This window comes from Bifidobacterium sp. N5G01 (genome assembly GCF_002742425.1).
In the GTDB taxonomy this organism is placed as follows: domain Bacteria; phylum Actinomycetota; class Actinomycetes; order Actinomycetales; family Bifidobacteriaceae; genus Bifidobacterium; species Bifidobacterium hominis.
This window is the reverse complement of record NZ_NJNP01000001.1, coordinates 28,523-53,751: the sequence shown is the minus strand read 5'-3', so window position 1 is coordinate 53,751 and position 25,229 is coordinate 28,523. Positions and strand designations below refer to the sequence as shown.

General features: G+C 55.1%; 22 protein-coding genes. 16 read left to right on the top strand and 6 right to left on the bottom strand.

All coding sequences use genetic code 11. The features are described from left to right. Positions 1 to 77 precede the first annotated feature (77 nt). From CE168_RS00215 to era, 6 genes are all read left to right on the top strand, one after another. Positions 78 to 875, top strand: a complete 798-nt coding sequence (locus CE168_RS00215) for a 16S rRNA (uracil(1498)-N(3))-methyltransferase (protein ID WP_099570641.1) — start codon at positions 78 to 80, stop codon at positions 873 to 875. A gap of 83 nt (positions 876 to 958) precedes the next feature. Next, positions 959 to 1,294, top strand: coding sequence for a histidine triad nucleotide-binding protein (locus CE168_RS00210; protein ID WP_099570640.1), 336 nt, complete (start codon positions 959 to 961; stop codon positions 1,292 to 1,294). 38 nt (positions 1,295 to 1,332) lie between these two features. Further along, positions 1,333 to 2,472: a PhoH family protein gene (locus CE168_RS00205; RefSeq protein ID WP_099570639.1), complete on the top strand. Its 1,140-nt coding sequence runs from the start codon at positions 1,333 to 1,335 to the stop codon at positions 2,470 to 2,472. Further along, complete coding sequence (gene ybeY / locus CE168_RS00200) at positions 2,469 to 3,014, top strand: rRNA maturation RNase YbeY (protein WP_003835085.1); 546 nt, start codon at positions 2,469 to 2,471, stop codon at positions 3,012 to 3,014. Before CE168_RS00205 ends, ybeY begins: the two co-directional genes overlap by 4 nt. Positions 3,015 to 3,062: 48 nt before the next feature. Next, on the top strand, positions 3,063 to 4,487 hold the full coding sequence (locus CE168_RS00195) for a hemolysin family protein (RefSeq protein WP_099570638.1): 1,425 nt from the start codon (positions 3,063 to 3,065) through the stop codon (positions 4,485 to 4,487). Further along, complete coding sequence (era, locus tag CE168_RS00190; RefSeq protein WP_099570637.1) at positions 4,480 to 5,478, top strand: GTPase Era; 999 nt, start codon at positions 4,480 to 4,482, stop codon at positions 5,476 to 5,478. Before CE168_RS00195 ends, era begins: the two co-directional genes overlap by 8 nt. A gap of 202 nt (positions 5,479 to 5,680) precedes the next feature. On the opposite strand, the gene CE168_RS00185 is transcribed toward era, so the two are convergent. Continuing rightward, positions 5,681 to 7,717, bottom strand: coding sequence for an AMP-dependent synthetase/ligase (locus tag CE168_RS00185; protein WP_099570636.1), 2,037 nt, complete (start codon positions 7,715 to 7,717; stop codon positions 5,681 to 5,683). Positions 7,718 to 7,965: 248 nt separating this feature from the next. Here CE168_RS00185 and CE168_RS00180 point away from each other — a divergent pair, with 248 nt between their 5' ends. The 4 genes from CE168_RS00180 to CE168_RS00160 all read left to right on the top strand — a co-directional run bounded on the left by CE168_RS00180 (position 7,966) and on the right by CE168_RS00160 (position 12,477). Further along, positions 7,966 to 9,111 carry an NAD(P) transhydrogenase subunit alpha gene (locus tag CE168_RS00180; protein WP_099570635.1) on the top strand — a complete coding sequence of 382 codons (1,146 nt, stop codon included), beginning with the start codon at positions 7,966 to 7,968 and terminating at the stop codon, positions 9,109 to 9,111. Positions 9,112 to 9,114: 3 nt separating this feature from the next. Next, entirely contained in the window at positions 9,115 to 9,420 is a 306-nt protein-coding gene (locus CE168_RS00175) for an NAD(P) transhydrogenase subunit alpha (RefSeq protein WP_003809446.1), read from the top strand. Next, a complete protein-coding gene (locus tag CE168_RS00170; RefSeq protein WP_099570634.1) occupies positions 9,421 to 10,866 on the top strand; it encodes an NAD(P)(+) transhydrogenase (Re/Si-specific) subunit beta in 1,446 nt (481 codons plus the stop codon). A 243-nt stretch (positions 10,867 to 11,109) separates the two neighbouring features. Continuing rightward, positions 11,110 to 12,477, top strand: coding sequence for a riboflavin deaminase (locus CE168_RS00160; RefSeq protein WP_099570632.1), 1,368 nt, complete (start codon positions 11,110 to 11,112; stop codon positions 12,475 to 12,477). Between the two features lie 654 nt (positions 12,478 to 13,131). Here the strand turns inward: CE168_RS00160 and CE168_RS00155 are convergent. Together CE168_RS00155 and CE168_RS00150 are read right to left on the bottom strand one after the other, a co-directional pair. After that, positions 13,132 to 14,415, bottom strand: a complete 1,284-nt coding sequence (locus tag CE168_RS00155) for an MFS transporter (protein ID WP_099570631.1) — start codon at positions 14,413 to 14,415, stop codon at positions 13,132 to 13,134. 73 nt (positions 14,416 to 14,488) lie between these two features. Beyond that, entirely contained in the window at positions 14,489 to 15,145 is a 657-nt protein-coding gene (locus tag CE168_RS00150) for a TetR/AcrR family transcriptional regulator (RefSeq protein ID WP_099570630.1), read from the bottom strand. 499 nt (positions 15,146 to 15,644) lie between these two features. On the opposite strand from CE168_RS00150, the gene nrdH reads away from it, so the two are divergent. From nrdH to nrdF, 4 genes are all read left to right on the top strand, one after another. Then, positions 15,645 to 15,878, top strand: coding sequence for a glutaredoxin-like protein NrdH (gene nrdH, locus CE168_RS00145; RefSeq protein WP_039197963.1), 234 nt, complete (start codon positions 15,645 to 15,647; stop codon positions 15,876 to 15,878). Continuing rightward, entirely contained in the window at positions 15,824 to 16,309 is a 486-nt protein-coding gene (gene nrdI / locus CE168_RS00140; protein ID WP_430796967.1) for a class Ib ribonucleoside-diphosphate reductase assembly flavoprotein NrdI, read from the top strand. Before nrdH ends, nrdI begins: the two co-directional genes overlap by 55 nt. Positions 16,310 to 16,311: 2 nt before the next feature. After that, positions 16,312 to 18,495 (top strand): class 1b ribonucleoside-diphosphate reductase subunit alpha, encoded by a 2,184-nt coding sequence (nrdE, locus tag CE168_RS00135; protein WP_099570628.1) that lies wholly within the window; start codon positions 16,312 to 16,314, stop codon positions 18,493 to 18,495. A 131-nt stretch (positions 18,496 to 18,626) separates the two neighbouring features. After that, positions 18,627 to 19,619: a class 1b ribonucleoside-diphosphate reductase subunit beta gene (gene nrdF, locus CE168_RS00130; protein ID WP_099570627.1), complete on the top strand. Its 993-nt coding sequence runs from the start codon at positions 18,627 to 18,629 to the stop codon at positions 19,617 to 19,619. 65 nt (positions 19,620 to 19,684) lie between these two features. On the opposite strand, the gene CE168_RS00125 is transcribed toward nrdF, so the two are convergent. Further along, a complete protein-coding gene (locus CE168_RS00125) occupies positions 19,685 to 21,733 on the bottom strand; it encodes an excinuclease ABC subunit A (protein WP_236824269.1) in 2,049 nt (682 codons plus the stop codon). On the opposite strand from CE168_RS00125, the gene CE168_RS09100 reads away from it, so the two are divergent. Then, complete coding sequence (locus CE168_RS09100) at positions 21,732 to 21,917, top strand: hypothetical protein (protein ID WP_229027363.1); 186 nt, start codon at positions 21,732 to 21,734, stop codon at positions 21,915 to 21,917. The two genes, CE168_RS00125 and CE168_RS09100, sit on opposite strands and share 2 nt — an antisense overlap. A 485-nt stretch (positions 21,918 to 22,402) precedes the next feature. Further along, positions 22,403 to 22,543 (top strand): hypothetical protein, encoded by a 141-nt coding sequence (locus CE168_RS08975; RefSeq protein WP_180753641.1) that lies wholly within the window; start codon positions 22,403 to 22,405, stop codon positions 22,541 to 22,543. Here CE168_RS08975 and CE168_RS00120 read toward each other — a convergent pair. Next, positions 22,535 to 23,821 (bottom strand): OFA family MFS transporter, encoded by a 1,287-nt coding sequence (locus CE168_RS00120; RefSeq protein ID WP_099570625.1) that lies wholly within the window; start codon positions 23,819 to 23,821, stop codon positions 22,535 to 22,537. The two genes, CE168_RS08975 and CE168_RS00120, sit on opposite strands and share 9 nt — an antisense overlap. Positions 23,822 to 24,036: 215 nt before the next feature. Continuing rightward, positions 24,037 to 25,032: an alpha/beta hydrolase gene (locus CE168_RS00115; RefSeq protein ID WP_099570624.1), complete on the bottom strand. Its 996-nt coding sequence runs from the start codon at positions 25,030 to 25,032 to the stop codon at positions 24,037 to 24,039. Positions 25,033 to 25,229: the final 197 nt, after the last annotated feature.

The following is a 25,229-nucleotide window of genomic DNA, read 5'->3' as shown; positions in this document are numbered from 1 at the left end:
CTTGGCGTGATGCAAGTCTCGGCGTGTCGCGCGGAATTCCGCCATTGGTATCCGAGGTGCTGGTAGTCTCTGAAACTATGACTGATGCCCTTTTTCTGCTTGATACGGAACATGATGATGTGCCTGTGAACAGCGATGAGCTGAACGCCGGATGGAAATTGACGTTGCCTCAATCGGTGCGTCGCCACGCCATTCAGGCCATGCGCCTGAAAGACGGTGATGAGCTGCAACTTTCCGATGGTAGGGGATTGCGCATCCATGCAGTGCTGTGCGACGCGCAGCAGGGAATCGCGCAAGTGTCGAGCTTCGGCAAGGAACCGCAACCCATCACCAAACTCGCTTTGATTCAGGCGTTGGCCAAAACAGGGCATGATGAACAGGCCATCGACACGGCAACGCAGATCGGTGTGGACGAGGTAATTCCATGGCAGGCCGATCGTTCCATCGCCAAATGGAAGGTGGGGCGTACCGACAAGAAGTGGAGGCAAGTGCTTGAGGCGGCCACCGAACAATCGCGACGTTCCTGGACGCCTGAATTGGGTGAGTGCGTGACCAGCAAGCAGCTGGTCGCCATATGCAAACGTGCCTGCGTGCACGGCGATATGGTAATCGTGCTGCACCAGGATGCCACCAAGACCTGGAGCCAGTTGGAGGAGTCGATCGCGGCGCTTTCCGACAAGTGTCTGCAAGACGGGCGCCAGCGTACCGTGTACGTGGTGGTCGGGCCGGAAGGCGGTATCGGCGATGCGGAAATTGAGTCTTTCACCAACGCCGGAGCCGAAGTATGCGTGCTCGGAAGCAACATTCTGCGGGCGTCCACGGCCGGTCCGGTCGCATTATCGTTGCTCGCACGGGCGTTGGGACGTTTCGTTTGATGCCACACGTCGGCGATTTGCCGTGGATTATCCCGGTTGCGCAATAGCATGGTCATGGAGGTTTCCCAGCATTAAGGAGCATTATGAGCGACAAGGATTGCCTGTTCTGCAAGATCATCACAGGAGAGATTCCAAGCGAAAAGGTGTATGAGGACGATACCACCTACGCGTTCAAGGACATCAATCCGAAGGCCAAAGTCCACGTGCTTGTGGTGCCTCGCGAGCATTATGCGAACGTGGCCGAGCTTGCGGCGGCCGATCCGCAGCAGCTTGCCCACATGGCTCAAGTTGCGCAGATCATCGCCGATAAGGAATTCCATGGCGCCTTCCGGCTGATCTTCAACACCGGGATTGATGCGGGGCAAACCGTATTCCATGTGCATGCTCATGTGCTGACCGGTGAAAAACTCGACGAGTAACTTTCTTTTCCCCATATATCAACGTTAGAAGAGGTTTTGTGGCCACCACTACACGTACCATCGCGATTCCCCAACAGCTTGATCCGGTAACCGTGCTTGGTCCGGTCGACGAGGTTCTCCGGGAAGTGGAACGAGCGTTCCCTGACCTGACCATCATCGTCAGAGGCAACCGTATCGCGATCATGTCACATTCCAACAAATCCGAATCCCAAGCCGCGCAGGCCGAACATGTGATTGAAAACATCATTCAAGCCGCATATACGGCTCCGATGGATGCCGACACGGTGCGACGCATGCTCGACCAGAATGTGTTGAAAAACCCCGTTCGCGCCGCGCGCCCGGGGCATGGGCGTGTAGTGGAGGGACTACGTTTGGCTGATAGGCAGCAGGGGCGTGCCGCACAACGTGAGCATGCCGCAGACCGCCGCAAGCCGCATGTGCCGGGAGTGATCACCTTTGCGCTTGGCAAGCCGGTCCGCGCGAAAACCGCTGGTCAGGTCGCCTATGTCAATGCCATCGAGTCACATACCATCACGTTTGCCATCGGCCCCGCCGGTACAGGCAAGACGTATCTTGCAGTAGCCAAGGCGGTTCGCGCCTTCCAAGATCGGCAGGTGCGCCGCATCATTCTGACCAGACCTGCAGTGGAGGCCGGAGAGAACCTCGGTTTCCTGCCGGGCACACTGAACGAAAAAGTCGATCCGTATCTTCGCCCGCTGTACGATGCGCTTTCCGACATGCTCGGAGCGGACCAGCTCAAACGTTACATGGACGACGGCACCATTGAAGTCGCGCCGCTTGCGTACATGCGTGGACGCACGCTCAACGACGCGTTCGTGATTCTCGACGAAGCGCAGAATACCACCGAACAGCAGATGAAGATGTTCCTGACGCGACTGGGTTTCAACACGAAAATGATCATCACGGGTGACGTGACGCAGGTCGATCTGACAGTGCCGAAATCCGGCCTTGCCACCATCGAACGCATCCTTGACGGCATCGACGACATAGCATTCGCCCACCTCAAGCCGGAAGACGTGGTGCGACACGCGCTGGTCGGCAAAATCGTCGCGGCCTATGATCGACACGCGGCCATCGCCGGCGACCATAGCCGTCGCGTCGCAAGCAGAATCACATCTAGGAAAACGGACGAGCAAATCGAAAGGAACGCTGAATGAGCGTCGAGGTAACCAACGAAACCGTCTGGCAGATCGACGGCAAGGTGTTCTCCGATCTCGGCATATGGGTGATGGACCAGATGCGCGTCAGCACGCAATCCGACCTGACCATCATGTTTGTCGACCCCGATCCGATCGCCCAATTGCACATGCGTTGGATGAATCTTGAAGGACCGACTGACGTAATGAGCTTCCCCATGGACGAGTTACGCCCAGGAGACGGCAGAACCGTGATGGAAGGCGTGCTTGGGGACATCGTGATCTGCCCATGGGTGGCCGCCCAGCAGGCGCTTGCGGCCGGACACAGCACCATGGAGGAAATGATGCTTCTGACAATCCACGGTATTCTCCACCTGCTTGGATACGATCATGCGACACCGGAACAGGAGCGCCAGATGTTCGGTCTGCAGCGTCAACTGCTGCTCACTTTCTTTGCTCTCCGCCAAGGATCGGGAGCGCAGGCGATTCTTCCGTCAGGAGCGCCGGATGCGCTTGCCGAATGGGATCGGGAGCATGGTACCGGGCGACAGATCGCCAAATAGTGATTACGTTGCCGGCAACATATCGTCCGGCATGATGGGGGCTGAATTATGGTGCAGGAGACAATGATTGCGGTGGTCGCGGTACTTGCCGTGGTAGCGTTGCTGCTGGTCTGGCTGTCTCTTTCGATGGCTGCCACCGAAGGCGCTGTGGGACGTGTGACCCGGGCGAGCCTGAACAACCTGATTCTTGAAGTTCAGACGGATGCGGAACTTTCGCAGTTCATTCGCGACAAGAAGATCAAGCGTATCCATAAGGTCCAGCGGCTGGTGGCCGACCGGTATGCCACCGCAGGATCGTGCGCGTTCTTCCGTATTTGCTGCAATGTGCTTGACGGTGTGCTTGTAACTGTGATCGCAGGCATGCTGGACGCTCCACTATGGGCCGAATTGCTTGCCGGATTTGTTTTTGCCATCGTCGTGGCGGTGATTTCGCTGCTGGTGCGTCCGCGTAGTGCTGGAGCATCCAAGCCCGTCGACATCATGCTGCAGCATGCGGATACCGTCTCCATTGCGGTGCTGTTGACCCCATTCGCGAAAATCGGCGGACAAAAGGGCACGAAGCGTCGTGGCAACGATCTTTCCGACGACGAGGAACTCGAGAAGATCCAGATCGAGCAGGGGCGCGCGACCATCGACCGTTTGGTTGAGGCCAACGATTTCGACCCCGAAGTTTCCGAAATGCTACGAAATGTACTCACGCTTTCCGAAACACTGACCCGTGAGATCATGGTGCCGCGCACCGACATGATCTGCATCGAGCGAGGCGAGACGTTGGAAAACATGTTGAAGCTTTGCTCCCGTTCCGGATTCTCGCGTGTGCCGGTCATTGGCGACGATGTGGACGATCTGGTCGGCGTGGCCTATCTGAAGGACGCCGTGCGCGCGACGGCTTTCAACCATGCGGCGATGACGCGCGAAGTCGAATCGATAGTCCGTGATCCGATGCTGGTACCCGAATCCAAACCGGTTGACGACCTGTTCCATCAAATGCAACGCACACGCCAACATGTCGCCATCGTCGTGGACGAATACGGCGGCATCGCAGGCATGGTCACCATTGAAGACGCCATAGAACAAATCGTGGGCGAGCTGGAAGACGAACATGATCGCACGCAACATGCCGATCCAGAACAAATCGGCGACAAAAAATGGAGCATGCCAGCCCGCACGCCGATCGCCGATCTGGAAGAGATTTTCGAAATCGACATTGACGAGGATGACGTCGACACCGTTTACGGATTGTTGACCAAATTGTTGGGACGCGTGCCGATCGTCGGTTCTTCCGCAGTCACCCGAGGATTGCGTATGACCGCAGTCGATTCCGCGGGACGACGCAAGAAGGTGTCGACCATTGTGGTGGAACCGGTCCACGTCGAGGGCGTGGACGAAACTGAAACACGTAACGAAGAACATGCGGATGATACCGAAGAGGCATCCGACAACGATAAGGATTCCAAAGACGAGCATGACTGACGCAGCAATGACTGAGACGCCCTCCAACCATTCCGATTCCACCACGCCCGTTCCATATCGTTCCGGTTTCGTTGCCGTGGTAGGACGTCCGAACGTAGGCAAGTCGACGTTGATCAACGCGTTGATCGGCACGCAGATCGCCATCGCATCATCTCGACCGGAAACCACACGTAAGGCCATTCGTGGCATTCTTACCACAGATAATGCGCAGATCGTTTTGGTTGACACGCCCGGTATCCATCGCCCGCGCACATTGTTGGGGCAGCGCCTGAATGATGTTGTGGATGAGTCTCTTGCCGACGTGGACGCCATTGCTTTCCTGCTGCCCGGTGATCAGGAGATCGGTCCAGGCGACAAGCGCATTTTGAGTCGTCTGCGTTCCGATTTCGCAGTGAAGCGCGATGACGGCACGTTCAAATGGAAAGTGCCGCTGATTGCCATCGTCACTAAAATCGACGAATTGAGCCGTGAAGGACTGATCAGCAAGCTTATCGAAATCAACGAGTTCGCCGATTTCACCGATATCGTGCCAGTCAGCGCACTCAAGCACGACAATCTTGCCGAGGTCAAGAACGTGCTTATCGAAAACATGCCTGAAGGTCCGCAAATGTATCCGGCCGAACAGATCACCGAAGAACGTCCGGAAGAAACCATTGCGGAACTGGTACGCGGTGCCTTCCTGGAAGAGTTGGATGATGAGCTGCCGCACTCGCTGGCCGTGGTCGTGGACTCCATTGAATATCCAGAAGACAACGATAGCGGAGAATCATACGATGGCAAAGCTCAAGTGATTGTATCGATTTATGTGGAGCGAGATTCCCAAAAGCCGATCATCATCGGCAGGGGAGCGGAACATCTTGTGCGCGTCAAAAAGAAACTACGCACGCCGGTCAATCGCATCGTCGGTCAGAAAGCGAAACTCGATTTGCATGTCAAGGTTGCCAAGGGATGGCAGTCGGATCCTAAACAGCTCGAGAAGCTAGGCTTCTGATCTGCTTAGGATCCGCTTCGCAGCGAAGCTGCTCACTTCACCTAAGGACAGTCCACTGGACTGTCCTTTTGACGGTTCAGCCAAACAGCTCGAGAAGCTAGGCTTCTGATCTGCTTAGGATCCGCTTCGCAGCGGGCTTATTACAATGAAATGAGGTCTGACTCCTGTGGGAGTCAGACCTCATTTCATTGCTGTTCGAAGGTTACTTCTTCTTGGTGTACATCTGCGTGTTCAGCAAAGTGGCATAACGCTGAATGACCTTCGGACGAATCACCTTCATGGAGGAGGTCATTAAACCATTCTCCTGGGTGAACTCCTCCGGCAGAATGATGAACTTGCGTACGGATTCCGCACGGGAAACGCCTTCGTTGGCCTGATCGACCCACTTCTGCACTTCGGCGCGGACCGCTGCATTATTGGCGGCATCCTCCATTGGCATATCGCGGTCAAGTCCCTTGCTTTCCAACCACGGACGCAAGGATTCCTCATCAAGCGTGACCAGAGCGGAAATGAACGGTCGCTTGTCGCCGAGCACCAGCGCCTGGGAAACGAATTCGCAGCGTTTGATAACCTCTTCAATCGGGCCGGGAGAAACGTTCTTGCCGCCCGCGGTGATGATCAGATCCTTCTTACGTCCGATAATGTACAGGAAGCCATCATCATCGATACGTCCCAAATCGCCGGTACGATACCAGCCATCCTCGGTGAACGAATCTTCAGTAGCCTCTTCGTTCTTGTGATACTTCGGGAACACCGCCGTACCCTTGACCTGAATCTCCTCGTCCTCGGCAATACGAAGCTCGAAGCCGGGGAAGGCGACACCGACGGAACCTTGATGATATGGCACACCAAGCGGGTTGAACGCGCACGGAGCGGTGGTTTCGGTCAAACCATAGCCCTCATACACGGGCACGCCGGCGCCACGGAAGAACGCCATCAGTTCCGGATCGAGAGGAGCGCCGCCCGCCACAATCCACTGGGCACGTCCGCCGAGTACCTCACGCAGCGAAGCGTAGACCATCGGATCGAACGCCATACGGCGAGCCTTGGCCAGAGCGCTGGCCTTGCCCTTTGCGCTGATTTCCTTCATATAATTCTGAGCTGCCACAACCGCCGCGGCGAAAGCCACGCCCTTGGCGCCATGTCCGGCCTTTTGCGAAGCCGCGTTGTATACCTTCTCGAGCACACGCGGAACAACGATCATAACGGACGGTTTGGCGACCTGCAGATCGGCGATCAGCGTCTTGATGCCCTGCGCGATGTAAATATGCAGCTCGCTGGCCACGCAGATGTAGTTGATGGCGCGCGCGAAGGAGTGAGCCTGAGGAAGGAACAACAGCACGCTGTTCTTCTTCTCGTGCAGCAGCTGCGGCATGTATGCCGGAAGATTCAACGCGGTGGTGCAGTAATGCTCATGAGTCATCTCCACGCCCTTCGGTGCGGCGGTGGAACCGGACGTGTATACGATGGAGCACGGGTCGGTTTTCTTGATGGAATCAATGCGTGCGTCGAGCTCTTCGTCGCTCACGCCCGAACCATAGGCCATGATTTCGTCAAGACCGCCGTTTTCGAAGCAAATGATATGTTCCAGCGTCGGGCATTCCTTTTCGGCGCCGTCGGCCTTGGTGCGCATATCGGTGGTTTCGACCACCAGCAGACGCGAATCGGAATTATTGACGATGTTGCGAATCTGTTCCGCAGAATCCGTGTCATAGATCGTGGCAAGCACGCCGCCGCACGCCATAACGGCCGCGTCGAACACATCCCACTCGTAAGAGGTGCGGCACATGAACGCCACGCCATCGCCCTTCTTCAGGCCGTAATGCATCAGGCCCTTGGCGATCTGGCGAATATCGGCAAGCACCTCATTGCCGGTTTTGGTTACCCATTCGCTATCCGATTTATAGGTGTAGAGCGGTTCGTCACCCATACGTTCGGCACGATTGGCGTAGATGTCGTAAATTGTGGTGCCCTCGTCCAGCGGCGGCTGTCCCTCGGTTTTGGTGGTCAGTAAACCGGTTTCCGGGTCAAGGAACGTGGTGGATGGGAATCCTTCGCCCCACTCGACGGTGTGCGGAAGATCGATATGACCGTCGGGGGAGATGATGTTGTTCGGATCGTTGTAGTCCGGATTGTTACCGGAATCGTCGCTGACGGGGTGAACGAAGTCACCGCCCAGACGCAGTGCCTTCTGCGCGAGATTTGCAGCTCGCTTGTTCAAAGAGGTGATGACGGACACGTGACTCTCCTACACATCTAAATCCAATATCTGTAGGAATGATAGACCCTTGAACGCGACACGTCACCTTACGGTAGCGTAGGGAAAGCGTATGCGCTAACAAAGCGCTGCATGAAGAAATCGTCATGGAATGCCATTCAATAGGATTCAATAGGTGAACTTTTCTTCATGCGAAGGTGTGACCTACGTTACACTGGTGCGCTGTACCTGTTCATTTTGATTTCTTTAACGAGGAAGAAAGGGCACCTATGGCTGAAAAAGCTGAAGCCACTGTGGTCTTCGGAGTTCTCAATGAGACTTCCGAACACGAGTCTCGCGTTGCTCTGACACCGGATATCGTAGCGAGGTTGCGTAAATCGGGTGTTAATTGCCTGATTGAAACCGGTGCGGGAGTCGCGTCGCATTATGTTGATGAGGATTATACTAAAGCCGGAGCGCAGGTCGTCTCCGCTGATGAAGTGATTGCGCGTGCTGATGCGCTTGGTTTTGTCGATCGTCCGAGCGATGCGTTGATCGCTCGTATCAAGCAGGGTACTTGGATTATCGGTATGCTTGGCTCGTTCACCGATGCCGGTTATATCGCTGCGATTGAGAAGGCCGGCTTGGTCGGTGTCGCCATGGAGAAGCTGCCGCGTCAGTTGAGCTCTGCTCAGTCCATGGATGAAATGACCTCCCAGAACTCCGTGATGGGTTACAAGGCCGCCATTGTGGCAGCCAACGCTTATGGTTCGTTCCTGCCGATGATGACCACTGCCGCTGGCACGATCCGCCCGGCCAAAGTGCTCATTCTTGGCGCCGGTATCGCCGGCCTGCAGGCCATCGGCACTGCCAAGCGTCTTGGTGCGGTCGTCACCGCATACGACGTGCGCCCGGCCTCCAAGGGTGAAGTCGAATCCTTGGGTGCCAAGTTCCTGGATCTGGGTCTTGATTTCTCCAAGGGGCAGGGTGAGGGCGGCTATGCCCGCGCGCTGAGCGCCGAAGAGCAGGCCCAGCAGCAGGCTGCCGTCGACCAGAAGGCTGCCGGTTTCGACATCGTCATCACCACCGCCAAGGTTCCCGGCCGCAAGCCTCCGGTTCTGCTGACCAAGGCTGGCGTGGCCGGACTGCACCGTGGCGCTGTGATCGTCGACTGCGCGGCAAGCGACCTCGGCGGCAACGTCGAAGGTTCCACCGTCGGTACTCAGGTTACCGAGAACGGTGTGACCATCATTGGCGCTCCGTACCTGTCAAGCGGCGTTTCCACTACCGCATCCAACCTGCTGAGCCGCAATGTGGCTGACGTGTTCGCGCATTTCGTGCGTGACGGCAAGCTGGCCATCGATCTGAACGAAGAGCTTGACAACGCCATGGTCGTGGCCGGCCGCGGCGAGGAAGCCAAGAAGGAAGGGGAGTAAGCAATGGATATCGTTGTTGCGATCACTCTGTTCGTCCTCGCGCTGCTCATCGGCGTTGAGGTTATCGGTAAGGTGCCGGCCACCTTGCACACTCCGTTGATGTCGGGCGCGAACTCGATCCACGGCATCGTCATCGCCGGTGTCGTCATCGTCGCCGCGCATGCCACCAGCCCGCTCGCCTGGGTGTTCATCTTCCTGGCCGCAGTGCTGGGCACGATGAACGTGGTCGGCGGTTACGTCGTCACCGACCGCATGCTGGAAATGTTCAAGTCCGACAAGGGCAAGAAGAAGGAAGAGGAGGCCAAGTAAATGGGTACCATGGCTGAAATGCTGAGCACGCCGCTCGGCGTCATCGAATGGTTCGTCTATCTGCTGGCCGCCGTGATGTTCGTTATCGGCCTGCACTTGATGAACTCTCCGAAGACCGCCCGCAAGGGCAATATGGTCTCCGCTGTCGGCATGATTCTCGCCGTGGTCATGGCGTTCATCGTGCTGTTCGCAGGTGAGATCTCCAACGGATTCCAGCATGGCGTTGCCGTTGTGCTGCTGATCGCCGGCATCATCATCGGTGCCATCGCCGGTGTGGTTTCCGCCAAGAAGGTCAAGATGACCGACATGCCGCAGCTTGTTTCCGTATTCAACACCGTGGGTGGTGGCGCCGCCGCGCTTGTGGCTTTGAACGACATTCTGACCTCCGAAGGCACTCCGTCCATCGTGGTGCTGATCACCGCTGGTTTGGGCATCATGATCGGTTCCGTCACGTTCTCCGGCTCTCTGATCGCAGCCGGCAAGCTGCAGGGCATCAAGTGGGTGAAGAAGCTGAACTTGCCGGGCAAGGGCTTCTGGAACATTCTGTTCGCCGTACTGACCGTCGCATCCTTTATCATGCTGTGCGTGCAGCCGGGCCAGCGTCTGCTGTGGTCCGTACTCACCACCGTGTTCGCGCTGTGCTACGGTCTCGTGTTCGTCATCCCGATCGGCGGCGCCGATATGCCGGTAGTCATTTCCGTACTCAACGCCTGCACTGGCACTGCAGTGGCCATGTCTGGCTTGGCCATCAACAACATCGCTCTGATCGTGGCCGGCGCACTGGTTGGTGCAGCCGGTGTGACCCTGTCCATCGCCATGTCCAAGGCCATGAACCGTCCGCTGCTGTCCGTGCTCGCAGGCGGTTTCGGTGGTGCCAATGCCGCCGCTGGCGCCGGTGAAGGTCCGGAAGGCACAATGAAGGAAACTTCCGCAGACGATTTGGCCGTGCAGCTCGTGTATGCCGAGAAGGTCATCTTTGTACCGGGCTTCGGCTTGGCCCAGGCCCAGGCCCAGCGCGAGCTCGCCGATCTTGGTGTGCTTCTTAAGGACCATGGCGTCGAAGTCTCCTACGCCATCCACCCGGTGGCAGGCCGTATGCCTGGCCACATGAACGTGCTGCTCGCCGAAGCCAACGTGCCGTACGAGGAGCTCGTCGACCTGGACGACATCAACCCGCAGTTCCCGCAGGCCAACGTGGCTCTTGTAGTCGGCGCCAACGACGTGACCAACCCGGCCGCACGCAAGCCGGGCACCCCGGTCTCCGGCATGCCGATCCTCGACGTCGACAAGGCCCAGAACGTGGTGGTCATGAAGCGCGGTCGCGGTACCGGTTATGCCGGTATCCAGAACGAACTGTACTTCGAAGACAACACGCAGATGCTTTTCGGCGACGCCAAGGCAAGCCTGCAGGCCGTTATTGCGGCAGTCAAGGAGCTCATCAACTAACAGCTGAAACGTTGCGTTGATGTGTTCTGAAAGGTCCCTTCCAGTGATGGAAGGGACCTTTTTGCATATGGTGATTTTCGTAAGATCAGGTCTGTTGCATGCGAATTGTGAGTTATCCACAGTCGTTATTCGCCTGTGGATATGGGCGGAGTTTTCCACATATCCACAGATTTTCAAGGTCCGGTGGCGCAAGATGATTTGAATATGAGACAGTAGGTGCACCCTACAACAAAGGAGTTGCACATGGCGGAAATAATCACTGGCCCGTTCCATATGGATGAACAGGGATTTTTGGCAACGATCGAAGAACTTATCGAGCGGTTTGATGGATACAGTTCTGGCAAATATCTTGCGGAATTGGGAAAAATCCACGATGAATACGGTGAGATCGGATCTCTTTCGCTTTTTGACGAAAAAGTCTGTGAACTGGGAAAGGAATTATTCTGCAGCACATCATGGGTGGCGAATCTGGCGTGGGCCATGATTTCGTTCGATTATGATCTGGTTGAGCATGATGCGAATTTTCTTGATGGATGCCGTAACATCGTGCGTAAGTACGGTATGAGCGTTTGGCTCTATGAAATGATCAATGACGCTTCGATAGCGGTGGCTTTGCAAAGGCCCAGCAGCAGAATGCCATTCCAGATTGGATTGACTTACACCAAGGATGTGTTTCGGAGAAGCAAGAAAAAGGGTGGAAAATACGCTACCGGCAAAAAGAAGAGACTGGCCTGCATGGCTGAATATTTGCAGGAAGTATATTGGCTGGCCGCGTACAGTCTGCTGCGTTGGGGCGAGGAAGAGCCGCGTGCGGCCGATGTTGCGTTGATGGTGCTTGGATATGGCGGTATCGGCATGTGCATGCTGAGGGACGATCCGAAAGTGGTGGATTCCGGATGCGATGAAGACTTCTCCTATCGCAATCTGTGCGACCATCTGCGCGATCTTAGAATTCAAGCCGATCTGGACTATGCCTGCAATGCCGACCTGGCCGAATCCATGTTGCTTGAATATCCCGCGTGTATGGATGCGCGATATCTGTACGATGCCGAGAAAATCGTGGAAGCGTATCGTGCTTTGTGGAACAAGCAGACTGAGTCAGCTTCGCAAATCATGGAACGCGTTTACCAGAAGGGCGCATATCAGGTGGCGAGCATTTGGGAGGATCCGCTGTACCTGCATGATCTTGCCCTGTCGTTATTGGGGGCGGTGGGCTCGCGGCCACTTACTGAAGGGTTCCGGACCCGAGACGACAAGATGTTCCAGCAGGGAGTGGAAAGTCTGAAACGAACGACTGAATCCGTTAAAGGGATGGGGTTGGTGATGACATTGGGAGGGTATATCTGCTTCCCGGAGCCGGAAAGTAGGGATGATGCGCTTTTCGCACCGCGAAAGGAGAAGAAACAATTAATGGACACTTGTAACGGGCTTAGGGATCTGTCGACAATGGTTGCGCTGTACCGTTTTCCAAGAGATATCGAATCCCTACGTGCCACGCGTGCGCTTCTCGCTCATGACGCGAAGGAATATATCGATCTGATGGGTCCATACATGGGAAGCGTGGATGAGACGGGAGGCAACGAGGGGAGGCCGGTTTCAGTCGGCGACTGATCGACCTCTTAGATCGCGAACGTCTAAGCGTGTGTATCGTGGTTGTGCCGAGATTGAATGGCGGAACGTTCAGATGAACTCTGTCTCTTCGATCTCGGTGCATGCTATGCCGCGTTGCTCCAACAATTCGCGAAATGCTTTTACGTATCTATCTGTGGTGAACTTCTGCGTGAATGTCAGACAGAAGTTCTCGTTTACGCAATTCACTTCCACCAGCGTGGACGTCCAATCCGCATAGGCGCAACAATTTTGGACATGCCGTGCCAAAGAACCCCGATCGAACATTCCTATATAACTGATGTCAGCCGTTGAACGTCACATGCTGATAACTTGTCTGCACATCTGTTTCTGGGCTTCCAGATTCGGCAGGCTCTCAAGATAGTGATTCAGCCAAGTGGTTCCGGCTAGCTTGGGAATCAGTGTTTCAATATCGCACTCGTCTACCTGTTCATGGGGTATCTTCAGCTTGGTCCGGCAGATGCGGCTCTTGGCGCAATCCCTGCACAGGCCATCAGTGTGATCGTCGCGCTGGTGATGATTCGTTGTAAGCGGAAAGACATTCGTTTAAGAAAAGCTGATTTCAAGCCGAATCGCAATATGTTGGGCGACATTCTCAGCATACGGACATTCGTATATTGGCTTCATTCCCCTGCCTTACTTGGAAATCGTATCGTCAAGGTGCATAAACAGTGGGCGAGCCAGCCATGCCAAGGGCAGTGATGCCAGTGCTGAAATCAGCAGAATAAGCCAAACCGTGCAATGTGCGTGCAGCCATCCGTAAAGCATTTGCCCGAGTGGCTGGGCGCATATCGTCAACGATGAAATAATGGCCATGACCTTGCCTGTAATCGCGGTTGGCGTCCTCATCTGAATAGATGGCACGAGAATGAGGTTCAAGAAATCAACGGCGATTATGACTACCGCAGTGCAGAGCACCAGCATGATGAGCTTGGTTTGCGTTGAACATGGAAGCAGGAAGGCGATGGTCGGCGGAAGCAGCATAAGACTTTCCACAAACAACAACGAAGGGGCGTTTCGTGATTTCAAACAGTTGGCGAAACACCCAGCGATGAATGTTCCCGCTATGCCGGCAATGCCGATAATGCCATCGCATAGACCATATGTCGCCGCATCGTAGCCTAACGTAGTTCGAATAATGTAAGGAAAGCTTACTGAACTGAATCCAGTCAGTATCAGATTAATCCATGTGCAAACACCGGCTAATCGTGCTACGGTCGGCTCCTTGCGAAGCAGGAAAGCGGTCGCCGAATGCATATCGCCGATAATGACGCCGAGTAGGCAGATGCCGGCATCATCTTGATTCGATAGGGGCTTCGCGAGTCTGATGAAGCATTCAACCATGGCTGCCGACATAAGACATGCTGCGGTGATGAGCATCATCAGTCGAATGCCAATCAGCCCGTACATCACGCCACCTAGGAAACTCGGGAGTAATTGGCTGAGCTGCTGCACTTGGTTGATGATGGCCGTGCCTCGGCGAAGGTCAGTGGAGGACTCTCTTCCGATGATTTGTGGCAGTGCGGATTGTACGACGGGAGTTTCCATGGCATCGAGTACTGCCAATACTACCTGCATGATGGCGATGGCGAGAATGTTGAATCCGGATAGTGCGAAAAACACAGTCGCGAGCAGCGTGACGATTCCTGAGATGATATCGAGCGCCACCATCATGGCACGTTTGCTTACTCGGTCGGCCATAACACCTCCGAATGGGCTGATAAGTATGGTCGGAATGACGGATATGGCCAGCACAGTGGCGAAGGTCGTGGATGATGCGGTTTCGTCCAGTACCCACATGGACATGGCAAATCGGAGCATGGTATTGCCGAACAAGGAAATGCCTTGACCGAGTACAAGCAGGATGAAGTTTGCGGAGCGCAAGCTGGATTGGAGCGTCGTTTCTGACGAGTTTTTCATGATTATTCCTTTCGATACCGACTGACGGTATGTAAAAAAGTGCAAATAAAGATAGATTGATATTGCTGAGCTTTTATTGCGGATTGCTGGCGAGTAGGAAGAAGCCTTCCGCAAGCCGATCTTCCATATCACTGTCGTGATCGATAAGTGGAACTCCGAGCGAGTCCATAATCAATCCAAGACAGTGGATGCGATGCTTGAATTCACTAGGGGTAGTGATGGGGTAGAAGTTTGGGGCTAGCCAGTAATTGAATAGCAGTGAAAAAAGTTCCGCGGCTTCTTGAGGGTATTCGGTTGTGATCGAACCGTCCTTTAACCCCTCCTGGATGAAGTCGTATGCGATTTTGGTGCTGTCGGTTCGCCAGATGCGAAGATTTTCGGCGAGGATTTTCGGGTCGTTCAGCAGGGGAAATGCATCGCGCATGAGGGTCATATGTTCGGCGTCGGTAATCTGCATCATGAGCGAATTGCGTAGTTTTTGCAATCCGTTTCGCGAGCCATCCTCTTGATTTGCTTGGGGAAGAAGTCGTTCGTTGTCGGAATCTACCAGCGCATGCAGCATCGCTTCTTTGTTTTTGAAATGATGGTAGATAGCGCCTTTGCTGAGGTCTTCGAGCTCGTCGAGAATATCTTGAATCGTGGTGTGCTCATACCCCTTTTGCGCGAACAGCTTTTTCGCGGCGTCAAGGATTCGCTGTCGCGTCACCTCAGGGTGTGCATTGCGCGCCATATGCCTCTCCTTCAAAGGTGGAGTCGAATACACCAACATTATACATACCGTTGGTCGGTATGGTATGTCGGATGCCTCCCAGCTCGGTCGAAAAGTGTACCGAAAGAATCTCTGCAGATTTCTGCAAAGAAACCTGAATCCGCGTTGCCGGGGGTGCGGGATGTCTGTCTTTTCTGCGGTTAGTGCATGATTGGGCGTCCAAGGTCAACTTGAGTGAGTGACGGCTGGGTTCCCGAAAGGAAATAAGACCTTGGTTCCTATATGCCTTTTATGGCATGGGACTTTCGGTGAAGAACGATTGCATCCGATGTGAAAAATCCCACAAATCCGGTCCACGTCCTGCTTGAGGACTCCGAAACTGTTGCCAATGCTGGAAACACGCCGTATATAGTGTTTGAGAAGACAGCGAGACACTGTATGTTGTGGTCTTGATTTTTATTTTCGTTCGGATAATGTGTGCCACGTACCAACGACGTACGGTCGTGAAAGGACGTGGAACATGAACATTACGTTATACACCAAAGCAAACTGCCCGCAATGCACGGCGACAAAACGCCAATTGGACAAACGGGGCCTTCCGTATAGGGCTGTCGACATTACGGCCGACGCACGTATCTCCGACAGATTGCGGAACGAAGGCTGGCGGCAGATGCCGGTCATCATCGCAGACGGCGAATCCTGGTCTGGGTATCGTCCCGACAAAATCCACGAGCTGGAGGCTCGCTGCCGGTGAGCGCGCTGGTGTACTTCTCGTCGGCATCGGGCAATACGACGCGCTTCGTTGAGGGATGCCGATTGGATGAATTCGGCATCCATGCAATGCGCATCCCGCTGCGGCCGGACGAGCCGGAGCTGCATGTGGATGAGCCCTATGTCTTGCTGACACCTACATACGGCGGAGGAACAATCGGCAAAGCAGTGCCCGTGCAAGTCAAACGATTCCTCAATGATGAACGCAACCGCAGCGGCATCATCGGAGTCATCGCATCGGGCAACACCAACTTCGGCGAAGCCTACGGCATCGCAGGCGACATCATCGCGGCTAAATGCCGCGTACCGCTACTCTACCGATTCGAACTGATGGGCACTCCGGAAGATACCACGACCGTGCGCGAAGGACTGCGCAGATTTTTCGACGAATACACACAACAGGAACAACGATAACCATGCCAGAAGATTCAACGACACCACACGCAGCAACCGACGTTACAACCTCTTACGATCGCGCCCATGACTGGCACTCGCTCAACGCGATGCTGAACCTCTACGACAAGCAAGGGCGCATCCAATTTGATAAAGACCTCCAAGCCGTACATGAGTACGTCGAAAAGCACGTGCTGCCGAACACCGTCCACTTCAACTCCACGCAAGACAGACTCAGCCGGCTCATAGAAGACGGCTACTACGATGAATCCGTATTCGCCCAATACGATGCCGAATTCCTTGACAGGTTCTACCGCAACGTGGACGACTGCGGATTCGAATTCGATACATTCCTCGGAGCCTTTAAGTTCTACCGCTCATACGCATTGAAAACCTTCGACGGCAAACAATACCTGGAGAACTTCCCGCAACGCGCGGCCGCCGTCGCGCTCGCTCTTGCCGCCGGCGACCAGACAGCCGCCGAATCGTATTTCGAAGAACTCGTATCAGGGCGTTTCCAACCGGCGACTCCCACTTTCCTCAACCTCGGTAAAGCGCAGCGCGGAGAGGCGGTCAGCTGTTTTCTCGTACGTATCGAAGACAACATGGAGTCCATATCGCGTGGCATCAACGCCGCATTGCAACTGAGCAAGCGAGGCGGAGGCGTCGCGCTGTTGCTTAGCAATCTGCGCGAGGCCGGCGCACCCATCAAGCGCATCAAACACCAGTCCAGCGGCGTTGTGCCTGTGATGAAACTGCTTGAGGACTCTTTCAGCTACGCCAACCAGTTGGGCGCTAGACAGGGTGCCGGTGCGGTGTACCTCAGCGCTCATCATCCGGACATCATGCGTTTTCTCGACACCAAGCGCGAGAATGCGGATGAGAAGATTCGCATCAAATCTTTGGCTCTTGGAGTAGTGATTCCCGACATTACATTCGAACTGGCGAAGAGACACGAACGTATGGCCCTGTTCAGCCCATATGACGTCGAACGCGTCATGGGCAGACCCTTCGCCGATGTTTCCATCAGTGAAAACTACCGGAATATGGTGGACGATGAACGCATCGGAAAAACCTACATTGACGCACGAGAGTTCTTCATGACTTTGGCCGAATTGCAATTCGAATCCGGATACCCGTATATGGTATTCGAAGATACTGTGAACCGAGCCAACCCGATCGACGGGCGAATCGCCATGAGCAACCTGTGCTCGGAAATCCTCCAAGTGCAGGAGCCAAGCACCTATCATGAGGATCTGTCCTACGATCACGTGGGACGTGACGTGTCCTGCAATCTTGGATCGCTCAACATCGCCAAAGCGATGGACGGTGATTTGGGACGAACTGTGGAACGTGCGATTCGCGCACTGACCTCAGTGTCGGAACATACGGACATAGCGTGTGTGCCATCCATCCGACGCGCCAACGACGAAGGCCATGCCATCGGATTGGGACAGATGAACCTCCATGGATTCCTTGCCAGAGAATCGATCATGTACGGTTCGCCGGAAGCCCTCGACTTCACCGACATGTACTTCATGACCGTTGCCTACCATGCCTACCGTGCCTCGCATGATCTCGCAGTCGAACGCGGGACACGGTTTAGAGGCTTCGAACGGTCTGCCTATGCGAAGCCTGCCGGCGCAGGCAACTATTTCGACAAATACACGGACGGCGAGCGATCGCTGGTGCCGAAGACCGGAAAAGTCGCGTCGCTGTTCGCACAACGTGGCATCCATATCCCCGACGAGGATGATTGGCGGCGTCTGCGTGACGACATCATGCGTGACGGTATCTTCAACCAATATCTACAGGCCGTGCCGCCCACGGGGTCAATTTCGTACATCAATCATTCCACGAGTTCCATCCATCCTATCGCCTCGAAGATTGAGATTCGCAAGGAAGGCAAGATTGGACGGATCTACTATCCGGCTCCCTATATGACCAACGACAATCTCCAGTATTTCGCGGATGCGTACGAAATCGGATGGAAGGCCATTGTCGATACGTATGCCGAGGCAACACGGCATGTCGATCAGGGTCTGTCGTTGACCTTGTTCTTTCCCGATACGGCGACTACCCGAGATTTGAACAAGGCGCAGATTTATGCGTGGCGCAAAGGCATCAAAACGCTGTATTACATCCGCATTCGTCAGCAGGCGTTGTCTGGCACCGAAGTGCAAGGCTGCGTCAGCTGCATGTTGTGAAACTCTTGGCTTGAAAGGAAAAGGCATGTCTCGTTTGGTTTACCGCGCGATGCTTCGTCTGACGGCTCCGGACGAATACAGGCGGCTATACGGCCGCGACAATAAGACGACGATCAGAAAGGACGACCATCATGGCACCGATATCCGTACCTCGGCAGAGAATTAAGCTCATTGACCGCGTGAGCGCCATCAACTGGAACAAACTCGAGGATGAAAAGGACCTTGAAGTATGGGACAGGCTGACCGGCAATTTTTGGCTGCCGGAAAAAGTGCCAGTCTCCAATGATCTGCCCGTTTGGCGCGGAATGAGCGAGGCCGAACATACGTTGACCATGCGCGTATTCACCGGCCTCACCTTGCTTGACACTATCCAGGGAACCGTTGGCGCGGTCAGCCTCATACCTGATGCGCTTACCCCGCATGAGGAAGCCGTTTATACGAACATCGCGTTCATGGAATCAGTGCACGCCAAAAGCTATTCCTCGATTTTTTCCACCTTGTGCTCCACCCGACAGATCGACGAAGCGTTCTCTTGGAGCGAAGAGAACGAGTATCTGCAAAGAAAAGCGCGCATCGTGCTCGACTATTACGAGGGGGACAGTCCACTCAAACGCAAAGTGGCCTCCACGCTGCTGGAATCGTTCCTGTTCTACTCAGGCTTCTATCTACCGATGTATTTCTCCGCGCACGCCAAACTCACCAACACCGCCGACGTGATCCGTTTGATCATCCGCGATGAAGCCGTGCATGGTTATTACATCGGATACAAATATCAAAAAGGGCTCGAGCGGGTCGGCGAGGACAAACGCAGTGAACTGCGCGACTACACCTACGACCTGCTCAACGAGTTGTATGACAACGAGGTGGAGTACACGCGCAGCCTCTACGAGCCTGTCGGATTGACGCAGGATGTCGAAAAGTTCCTGCGATACAACGGCAACAAGGCGTTAATGAACCTCGGATATCCAGCGCTTTTTCCACAAGAGATCTGCGACGTGAACCCGTCGATCCTTGCTGCGTTAAGTCCGAATGCCGACGAGAACCATGACTTCTTCTCCGGTTCGGGAAGCTCGTACGTGATGGGCAAATCAGTCGAGACCGACGACGATGACTGGGATTTCTGACTGTATCCCAGACAACCCCGAGGAAAGCAGCTATTGGAAACCGTCACGGGCGAGTTCGCGTCGGATCATCCACGCAGATATCTGCCCGTGACGCTGTCAGGACAGGCACGGATCGTTTCCGGTGTTCCCTCGCATACGATGCGACCGCCGGACATGCCTCCGCCCGGACCCATGTCGATGAGATAATCCGCATTCGCGATTACATCAAGATCATGTTCGATTACTACAACTGTCGCCCCAGAAGCCACCAACGAGTCGAACACGCGTAGTAATACCAGCACATCCAACGGGTGTAGCCCGATCGTAGGCTCGTCGAACACGAATACCGAACCGGACTGTCCGCGTCCCATTTCGCTGGCCAGCTTCAGCCGTTGCGCTTCGCCGCCTGATAACGCAGGAGTCGGCTCGCCAAGTGTCAGATACCCCAGGCCAAGCTCATGCAGTGTGGCCAGTTTCGATCGAACGGGACGTAGGAAATCCAATAGAGGCATCATCTCGTCGACGCTTAGCAACATCAATTCCGGCAGTGAACGGGCGACGCTGTCCGCGCAAACCAATCGAATGTCATCGGCGGTCTGTGCATACCGCGTCCCATGGCAATCGGGACACGTGACGTCAACATCGGGCAGGAACTGCACGTCCAACGAAATGGTACCGGTTCCATCGCAAGTGGAGCAGCGCAACTTGCCCGTGTTGTATGAGAATGCGCCAGGTTTGAGATTCTTCTTATGGGCATCGGAAGTCTTCGCAAACGCACGACGCAGATCATCGTGAACACCACAATACGTCGCCACGGTCGAACGGATGTTTGCTCCAATGGGCGTGGCATCGATCAGTTCCACTTTCGAAATGCCATCCGCGTCAATCAGACGAATCGAGCTTGGGAAAACGGTACCATCAACGGCCGAGCGCAACGCAGGGACCAGTGTCTCCAACACCATCGTCGTCTTACCGGAACCCGACACGCCAGACACCACAGTGAGACGCCCTCGCGGAATGTCCACCAATAACGGATGCACCGTATGCACGGTATTCGTCTCCAAATGAATCCGACCCTTGGCGAACATCGCATCTAAGTCAATCTGCGGCCGCACCCGCTCGTGTATTTTGCCACCATCACGCAGAAAAGGCGCTATCTGAGAACCAGGTGCCGTCACAACATCCACCACCGAACCCTGAGCGATCACATGACCGCCTTCGGCACCAGCCGTCGGACCCATCTCCACCAAATGATCCATCGCGGCAAGCACACGGGTATCATGATCGACCACAACCACCGAATTGCCGTCAGCCACCAAATCGCGCATCACGCCCAACAGTCCATCCACATTCGCCGGATGCAATCCGATAGACGGTTCATCCAGCACATACAGCACGCCTGTAGTGCGGTTACGCACCGAACGGGCCAACTGCACACGTTGGCGCTCGCCGGTGGACAGTGTCGCACCTGCGCGGTCAAGCGACAAATAGCATAATCCGAGTTCCACGAGCCGCTCGGCCGTATCCTCGAACGATTCGCAGATGGCTGTGGCCATCGCACGCATCTCCTGCGGCAATGACTTAGGTACTGAATGCACCCAACGTATCGTTTCGTCAAGTGTCATCGCCGTGGCTTGTGCCAGATCAATACCGAGAATCTGCGGTTGACGAGCCTGCTGTGAAAGCCTCGTACCGAAACAATCCGGACATGGTTTCTCGCTGAGGAATCTCGACACGCGTTTGATACCCTTCTCATCCTTGGCTTTGGCGAGCGCGTTCTCCACGGTATACACGGCGTTGAAGTACGTGAAGTCAAGTTCGGCGAAATCATTGCCTTTCTTCGGTTTGTATAGAATATGTTTCTTGACGGCCGGGCCGTTGAACACGATGTCCCGCTCGGCGTCGGTCAGCTGGTTGAATGGAATGTTCGTGCGCACTCCCATCGCGCCGCACACCTGCTTCATCAGATCCCACATCAACGATCCCCATGGTAATACTGCGCCGTCGTCGATGCTTTTGGTCTCGTCTGGCACCAGGGAAGCACGGTCGACGATTCGCACGATACCTGTTCCGGAGCAGGTCGGGCATGCGCCGGCGGAATTGAACGACAGCTGTTCGGCGGATGGTGGATGCATGAGTTGGTTGCAGGATGCGCATCGTATAGGCAACTCGGCCGCCACGTTCATTGTGGGACGGTTGCGTACGCCACAATGCTCGCAGACATGTGAGGCGCAACGGGAGAACAACAGACGCAGACTGTTGAGCAACTCCGTCATCGTGCCGAACGTGGATCGCACGCCGGGCACTGAAGGTCTTTGATGGAGGGCGAGAGCCGCAGGCACATGACGTATGTCGACTACCTGCGCTCGACTCGCTTGGGTGAGACGTCGCCTGGTATACGTCGACAAAGCCTCCAGATAGCGTCGGGATCCTTCAGCGTATAGCACACCTAAAGCGAGAGAGCTCTTTCCGGACCCGGAGATACCGGCGATACCGACTAATTCGTTCAACGGAATGTCGACGTCGACGCTCTTGAGATTATGTACGCAGGCACCGCGCACTTCGATGTGGGACGGTGGGAAAGCTCTAGATGATTGTTCCATACCTGCTACAGTACCTGTGTGACGGAAAAACACGTGGGCAGGGGAGCCTTATCCGTCATGGTATTGCGGCATGTGGTATTTGATCCATATATTCGACCGCAACGGAGGGGATGTCATTGTTTTCATGGCTGTCGTCAGTGTGCGTGAATCAGAAGGTGATGCGGTGGAATACGGAGAAATGGATTGGGAAAGGAAGAAATCATGTACATCGTATATACCAATGGAAAGAAGTTCGCCGAGGAACAGGACCGGAGTCTGTTCCTCGGCGTGGAGCGGGTTGCGGGCGAATGCCCAGAACATCCGCGTAAGGCGTTGATAGGCTTGTCCGCCGTGTCAGCGTGATGACAAGGCGTTGGCGCTCTTGCCTTTCGTGGCGAGCGTCACGGCGATGATAGACACGAGAGCGACAGCGTACAGTACGGTGATGATCGGAATCAGCGCGCTGTATCGGTGGGCCGCATCCGTCGTATGAGAGACGACGAAGGACGCCAGCTGGTTGCCGGACAATCCGGCGAACGCCCACGCGCTCAAAGCCAGGCCGTGCACGGTGGACACTGACTTCATACCAAAGTGCTGCTCAAGCAGCACCGGCAGTGTGGAGAAGCCGCCGCCATAGCCGGCGTTGATGAGGAACAGCATCGTCACAATCAGCCATAGGGTGCCGTTGTCAATCGAATGCGTGAAGATCTGCAACGCGCACACCGCGATGGACATGATGAAAATCACCAGATATGCGGTTTCACGGCGCTTGCAGTGGTCGGACAGTGCGGAGAACCCGATACGTCCGGCAGCATTGAACACGGCATCGACGGCCAGGATGACGCTGATGCTTCCCGCAATGGCCGTGGCCAGCTGTGTCGCGTTCAGCGACGCGTACTTTGGAAGGATGGACAGCGCATCATGCAGGATGTCCTTCTCTTGGGAGATCAATGCCAGACCGCAGGTGATGTTGAGGTAGAAGGCCAGCCAAATCGCCCAGAACACCGGTTTTCTCATGATGTCGCGACGGCGGATGCGGGCCTGTTCGGAATACACGTATCCGGCTGGACGCTTGATTAGTGCGAAGCCGATCAGCATCATTACCGCGTATACGACGGCAAGAACATAGAACATGGGCGCCAGACCAATCGTGGAGACCAGCCACTGCATGACCGGGCTTGCAATGGCCTTGGCCAGACCGAATCCCGCGACGGCGATGCCGGTGGCGAGACCCTTGTTGTCAGCGAACCACAGCATCAGGTTCTTCGCCGGCGTCAGATAGCCGACGCCCAACCCGATACCCATGATCACGCCATAGAAGATGAACACGCCGGGGAGCCATCCCGCCGCAATACTGGCTCCGGTACCGGCGAACCCACAGACGAAGCAGACCGTCGAGATCAAAGCCGATTTCTTGATGTCCTTTTCGACGAAGGGTCCAAGGAAGGCGGCCGACATGCCAAGAAAGAAGATGGCAAGCGAGAATCCCCATTCCACAATGCCCGGGGCCACATGCATCTGATCGGCGATCAGCTGTTTGAACACGCTCCAGCAGTATACGGTGCCGATTGAGATATGAATGAGCAACGCCGGAATAACAGCGCTCACCCAACGGTTTCCCCCATGTTGTTGATTGACCATGTAATATTCGTTCCTCTCTGTTGTTTGTTCGCTCTGCGACGAACAAACAACAAGATAATGGTGGAGTATTCCATGGCCTTGAGCGTGCCGGGAGGTGACAGGAGTGGGTAAGCCGTTGATTTCATTGGTTTTCCAACAAATGAACATTGCGTATGTTCACTTTGGGGATAAACATGAGGAAAATCTCGTGTGAGTCTTGACACAGTTTTCATGGCTCACAATTCGAATGCGCGTTTGATGAAGGCGTTGACGGTGTTCCAATACAGTTCGGGATCCACGACGGATGCTTCCATATGGCGTGCGTCGGGAACCATGAGCTTTTCCCGATCGATGCTCGAGCACGCTTCGTAATTGATCTTGAGGAAACGTGAGCTCACGATGTCGTCCTGTTCGCCATGAATGAACAGCATCGGAATGACGGTATGTCTGAGCGACTGCAGACAGGTGGCTTCCGAAAAATCGTACCCTGCATAATGTTTGCAGAACAATCCCGTGGCATCTACGCATGCCGCGGCAAGCGGTTTCAGCAGATGCGACGAATGCCGAAGGTTGTCGATGAACACCATGCGTGCAGACGTGTAGCCGCTATCGACGATCGCGGACGCCACATTGCGCGGCAGACGCGGGTCTCCCGTCGTCATCATCACCGTTGCCGCGCCCATCGAACCGCCATACAGCAGGATACGGGCGTCGGCGTCACTCGACACGATAAGGTCGATCCAATTCAGTAGATCATTGCGTTCAAGCCAGCCCATGCCGACGTACCGTCCCTCGCTCAGGTCTTGGGCGCGCTGCGACGGAACCAATACGGTGAATCCCATGCGGGCGTAACGATGTGCCCATTTTGCGGTTTCCTCCGGCACGCCGGTATAGCCATGCATGCAGATCGCGTACAGGTGTGGTTTCGGCGCAGTGCAATCCGGATCGAACAGCCATCCATGCAGTCGAAGTCCATCATCGCTGGTAATCGTCACCGGCTGTTTGGCTTGCGAGAACCATTCTCCTGCTTCCTTTGCCTCACCCTGCTGAAGTTTCTCGATACGTTCCGGAGCAATCAGCGATTGATGGAAAACGGAACGTTTCCATTGCGTATCGATGCAGAAATGGAACAGGTATTTCGCAGTCGCAGCCAACGATGCGATACAGGCAGCCGCCACGGCTCCCGTGGCGATGCAAATATCACGAACGATTGTGCCATTGTCATGCTTCATTGCTGTCTCGATTCCTTGCGATTGACGGATTGTTCACAATTACTATCGATTGTACGTGCATACGGCGTTTTCGTGTGCTTTGACGGATTTTTCCATTTTTGATTTGTGACGTTTTCCGATGATGTCCGTCCCTGCCGTATACTGGTTGAATGTTGTCTTGGCGAGGGAAGCGTATGGCTTCCGTTATCGACTCGGCG

Bases quoted from the DNA above. Each gene is read 5' to 3' on its own strand.
- CE168_RS00215 (WP_099570641.1), top strand. From the start codon at position 78: ATGACTGATGCCCTTTTTCTGCTTGATACGGAACATGATGATGTGCCT.
- CE168_RS00210 (WP_099570640.1), top strand. From the start codon at position 959: ATGAGCGACAAGGATTGCCTGTTCTGCAAGATCATCACAGGAGAGATT.
- ybeY (WP_003835085.1), top strand. From the start codon at position 2,469: ATGAGCGTCGAGGTAACCAACGAAACCGTCTGGCAGATCGACGGCAAG.
- CE168_RS00195 (WP_099570638.1), top strand. From the start codon at position 3,063: ATGGTGCAGGAGACAATGATTGCGGTGGTCGCGGTACTTGCCGTGGTA.
- era (WP_099570637.1), top strand. From the start codon at position 4,480: ATGACTGACGCAGCAATGACTGAGACGCCCTCCAACCATTCCGATTCC.
- CE168_RS00180 (WP_099570635.1), top strand. From the start codon at position 7,966: ATGGCTGAAAAAGCTGAAGCCACTGTGGTCTTCGGAGTTCTCAATGAG.
- CE168_RS00175 (WP_003809446.1), top strand. From the start codon at position 9,115: ATGGATATCGTTGTTGCGATCACTCTGTTCGTCCTCGCGCTGCTCATC.
- CE168_RS00170 (WP_099570634.1), top strand. From the start codon at position 9,421: ATGGGTACCATGGCTGAAATGCTGAGCACGCCGCTCGGCGTCATCGAA.
- CE168_RS00160 (WP_099570632.1), top strand. From the start codon at position 11,110: ATGGCGGAAATAATCACTGGCCCGTTCCATATGGATGAACAGGGATTT.
- CE168_RS00155 (WP_099570631.1), bottom strand. From the start codon at position 14,415: ATGAAAAACTCGTCAGAAACGACGCTCCAATCCAGCTTGCGCTCCGCA.
- CE168_RS00150 (WP_099570630.1), bottom strand. From the start codon at position 15,145: ATGGCGCGCAATGCACACCCTGAGGTGACGCGACAGCGAATCCTTGAC.
- nrdH (WP_039197963.1), top strand. From the start codon at position 15,645: ATGAACATTACGTTATACACCAAAGCAAACTGCCCGCAATGCACGGCG.
- nrdE (WP_099570628.1), top strand. From the start codon at position 16,312: ATGCCAGAAGATTCAACGACACCACACGCAGCAACCGACGTTACAACC.
- nrdF (WP_099570627.1), top strand. From the start codon at position 18,627: ATGGCACCGATATCCGTACCTCGGCAGAGAATTAAGCTCATTGACCGC.
- CE168_RS09100 (WP_229027363.1), top strand. From the start codon at position 21,732: ATGAGTTGGTTGCAGGATGCGCATCGTATAGGCAACTCGGCCGCCACG.
- CE168_RS00125 (WP_236824269.1), bottom strand. From the start codon at position 21,733: ATGCATCCACCATCCGCCGAACAGCTGTCGTTCAATTCCGCCGGCGCA.
- CE168_RS08975 (WP_180753641.1), top strand. From the start codon at position 22,403: ATGTACATCGTATATACCAATGGAAAGAAGTTCGCCGAGGAACAGGAC.
- CE168_RS00120 (WP_099570625.1), bottom strand. From the start codon at position 23,821: ATGGTCAATCAACAACATGGGGGAAACCGTTGGGTGAGCGCTGTTATT.
- CE168_RS00115 (WP_099570624.1), bottom strand. From the start codon at position 25,032: ATGAAGCATGACAATGGCACAATCGTTCGTGATATTTGCATCGCCACG.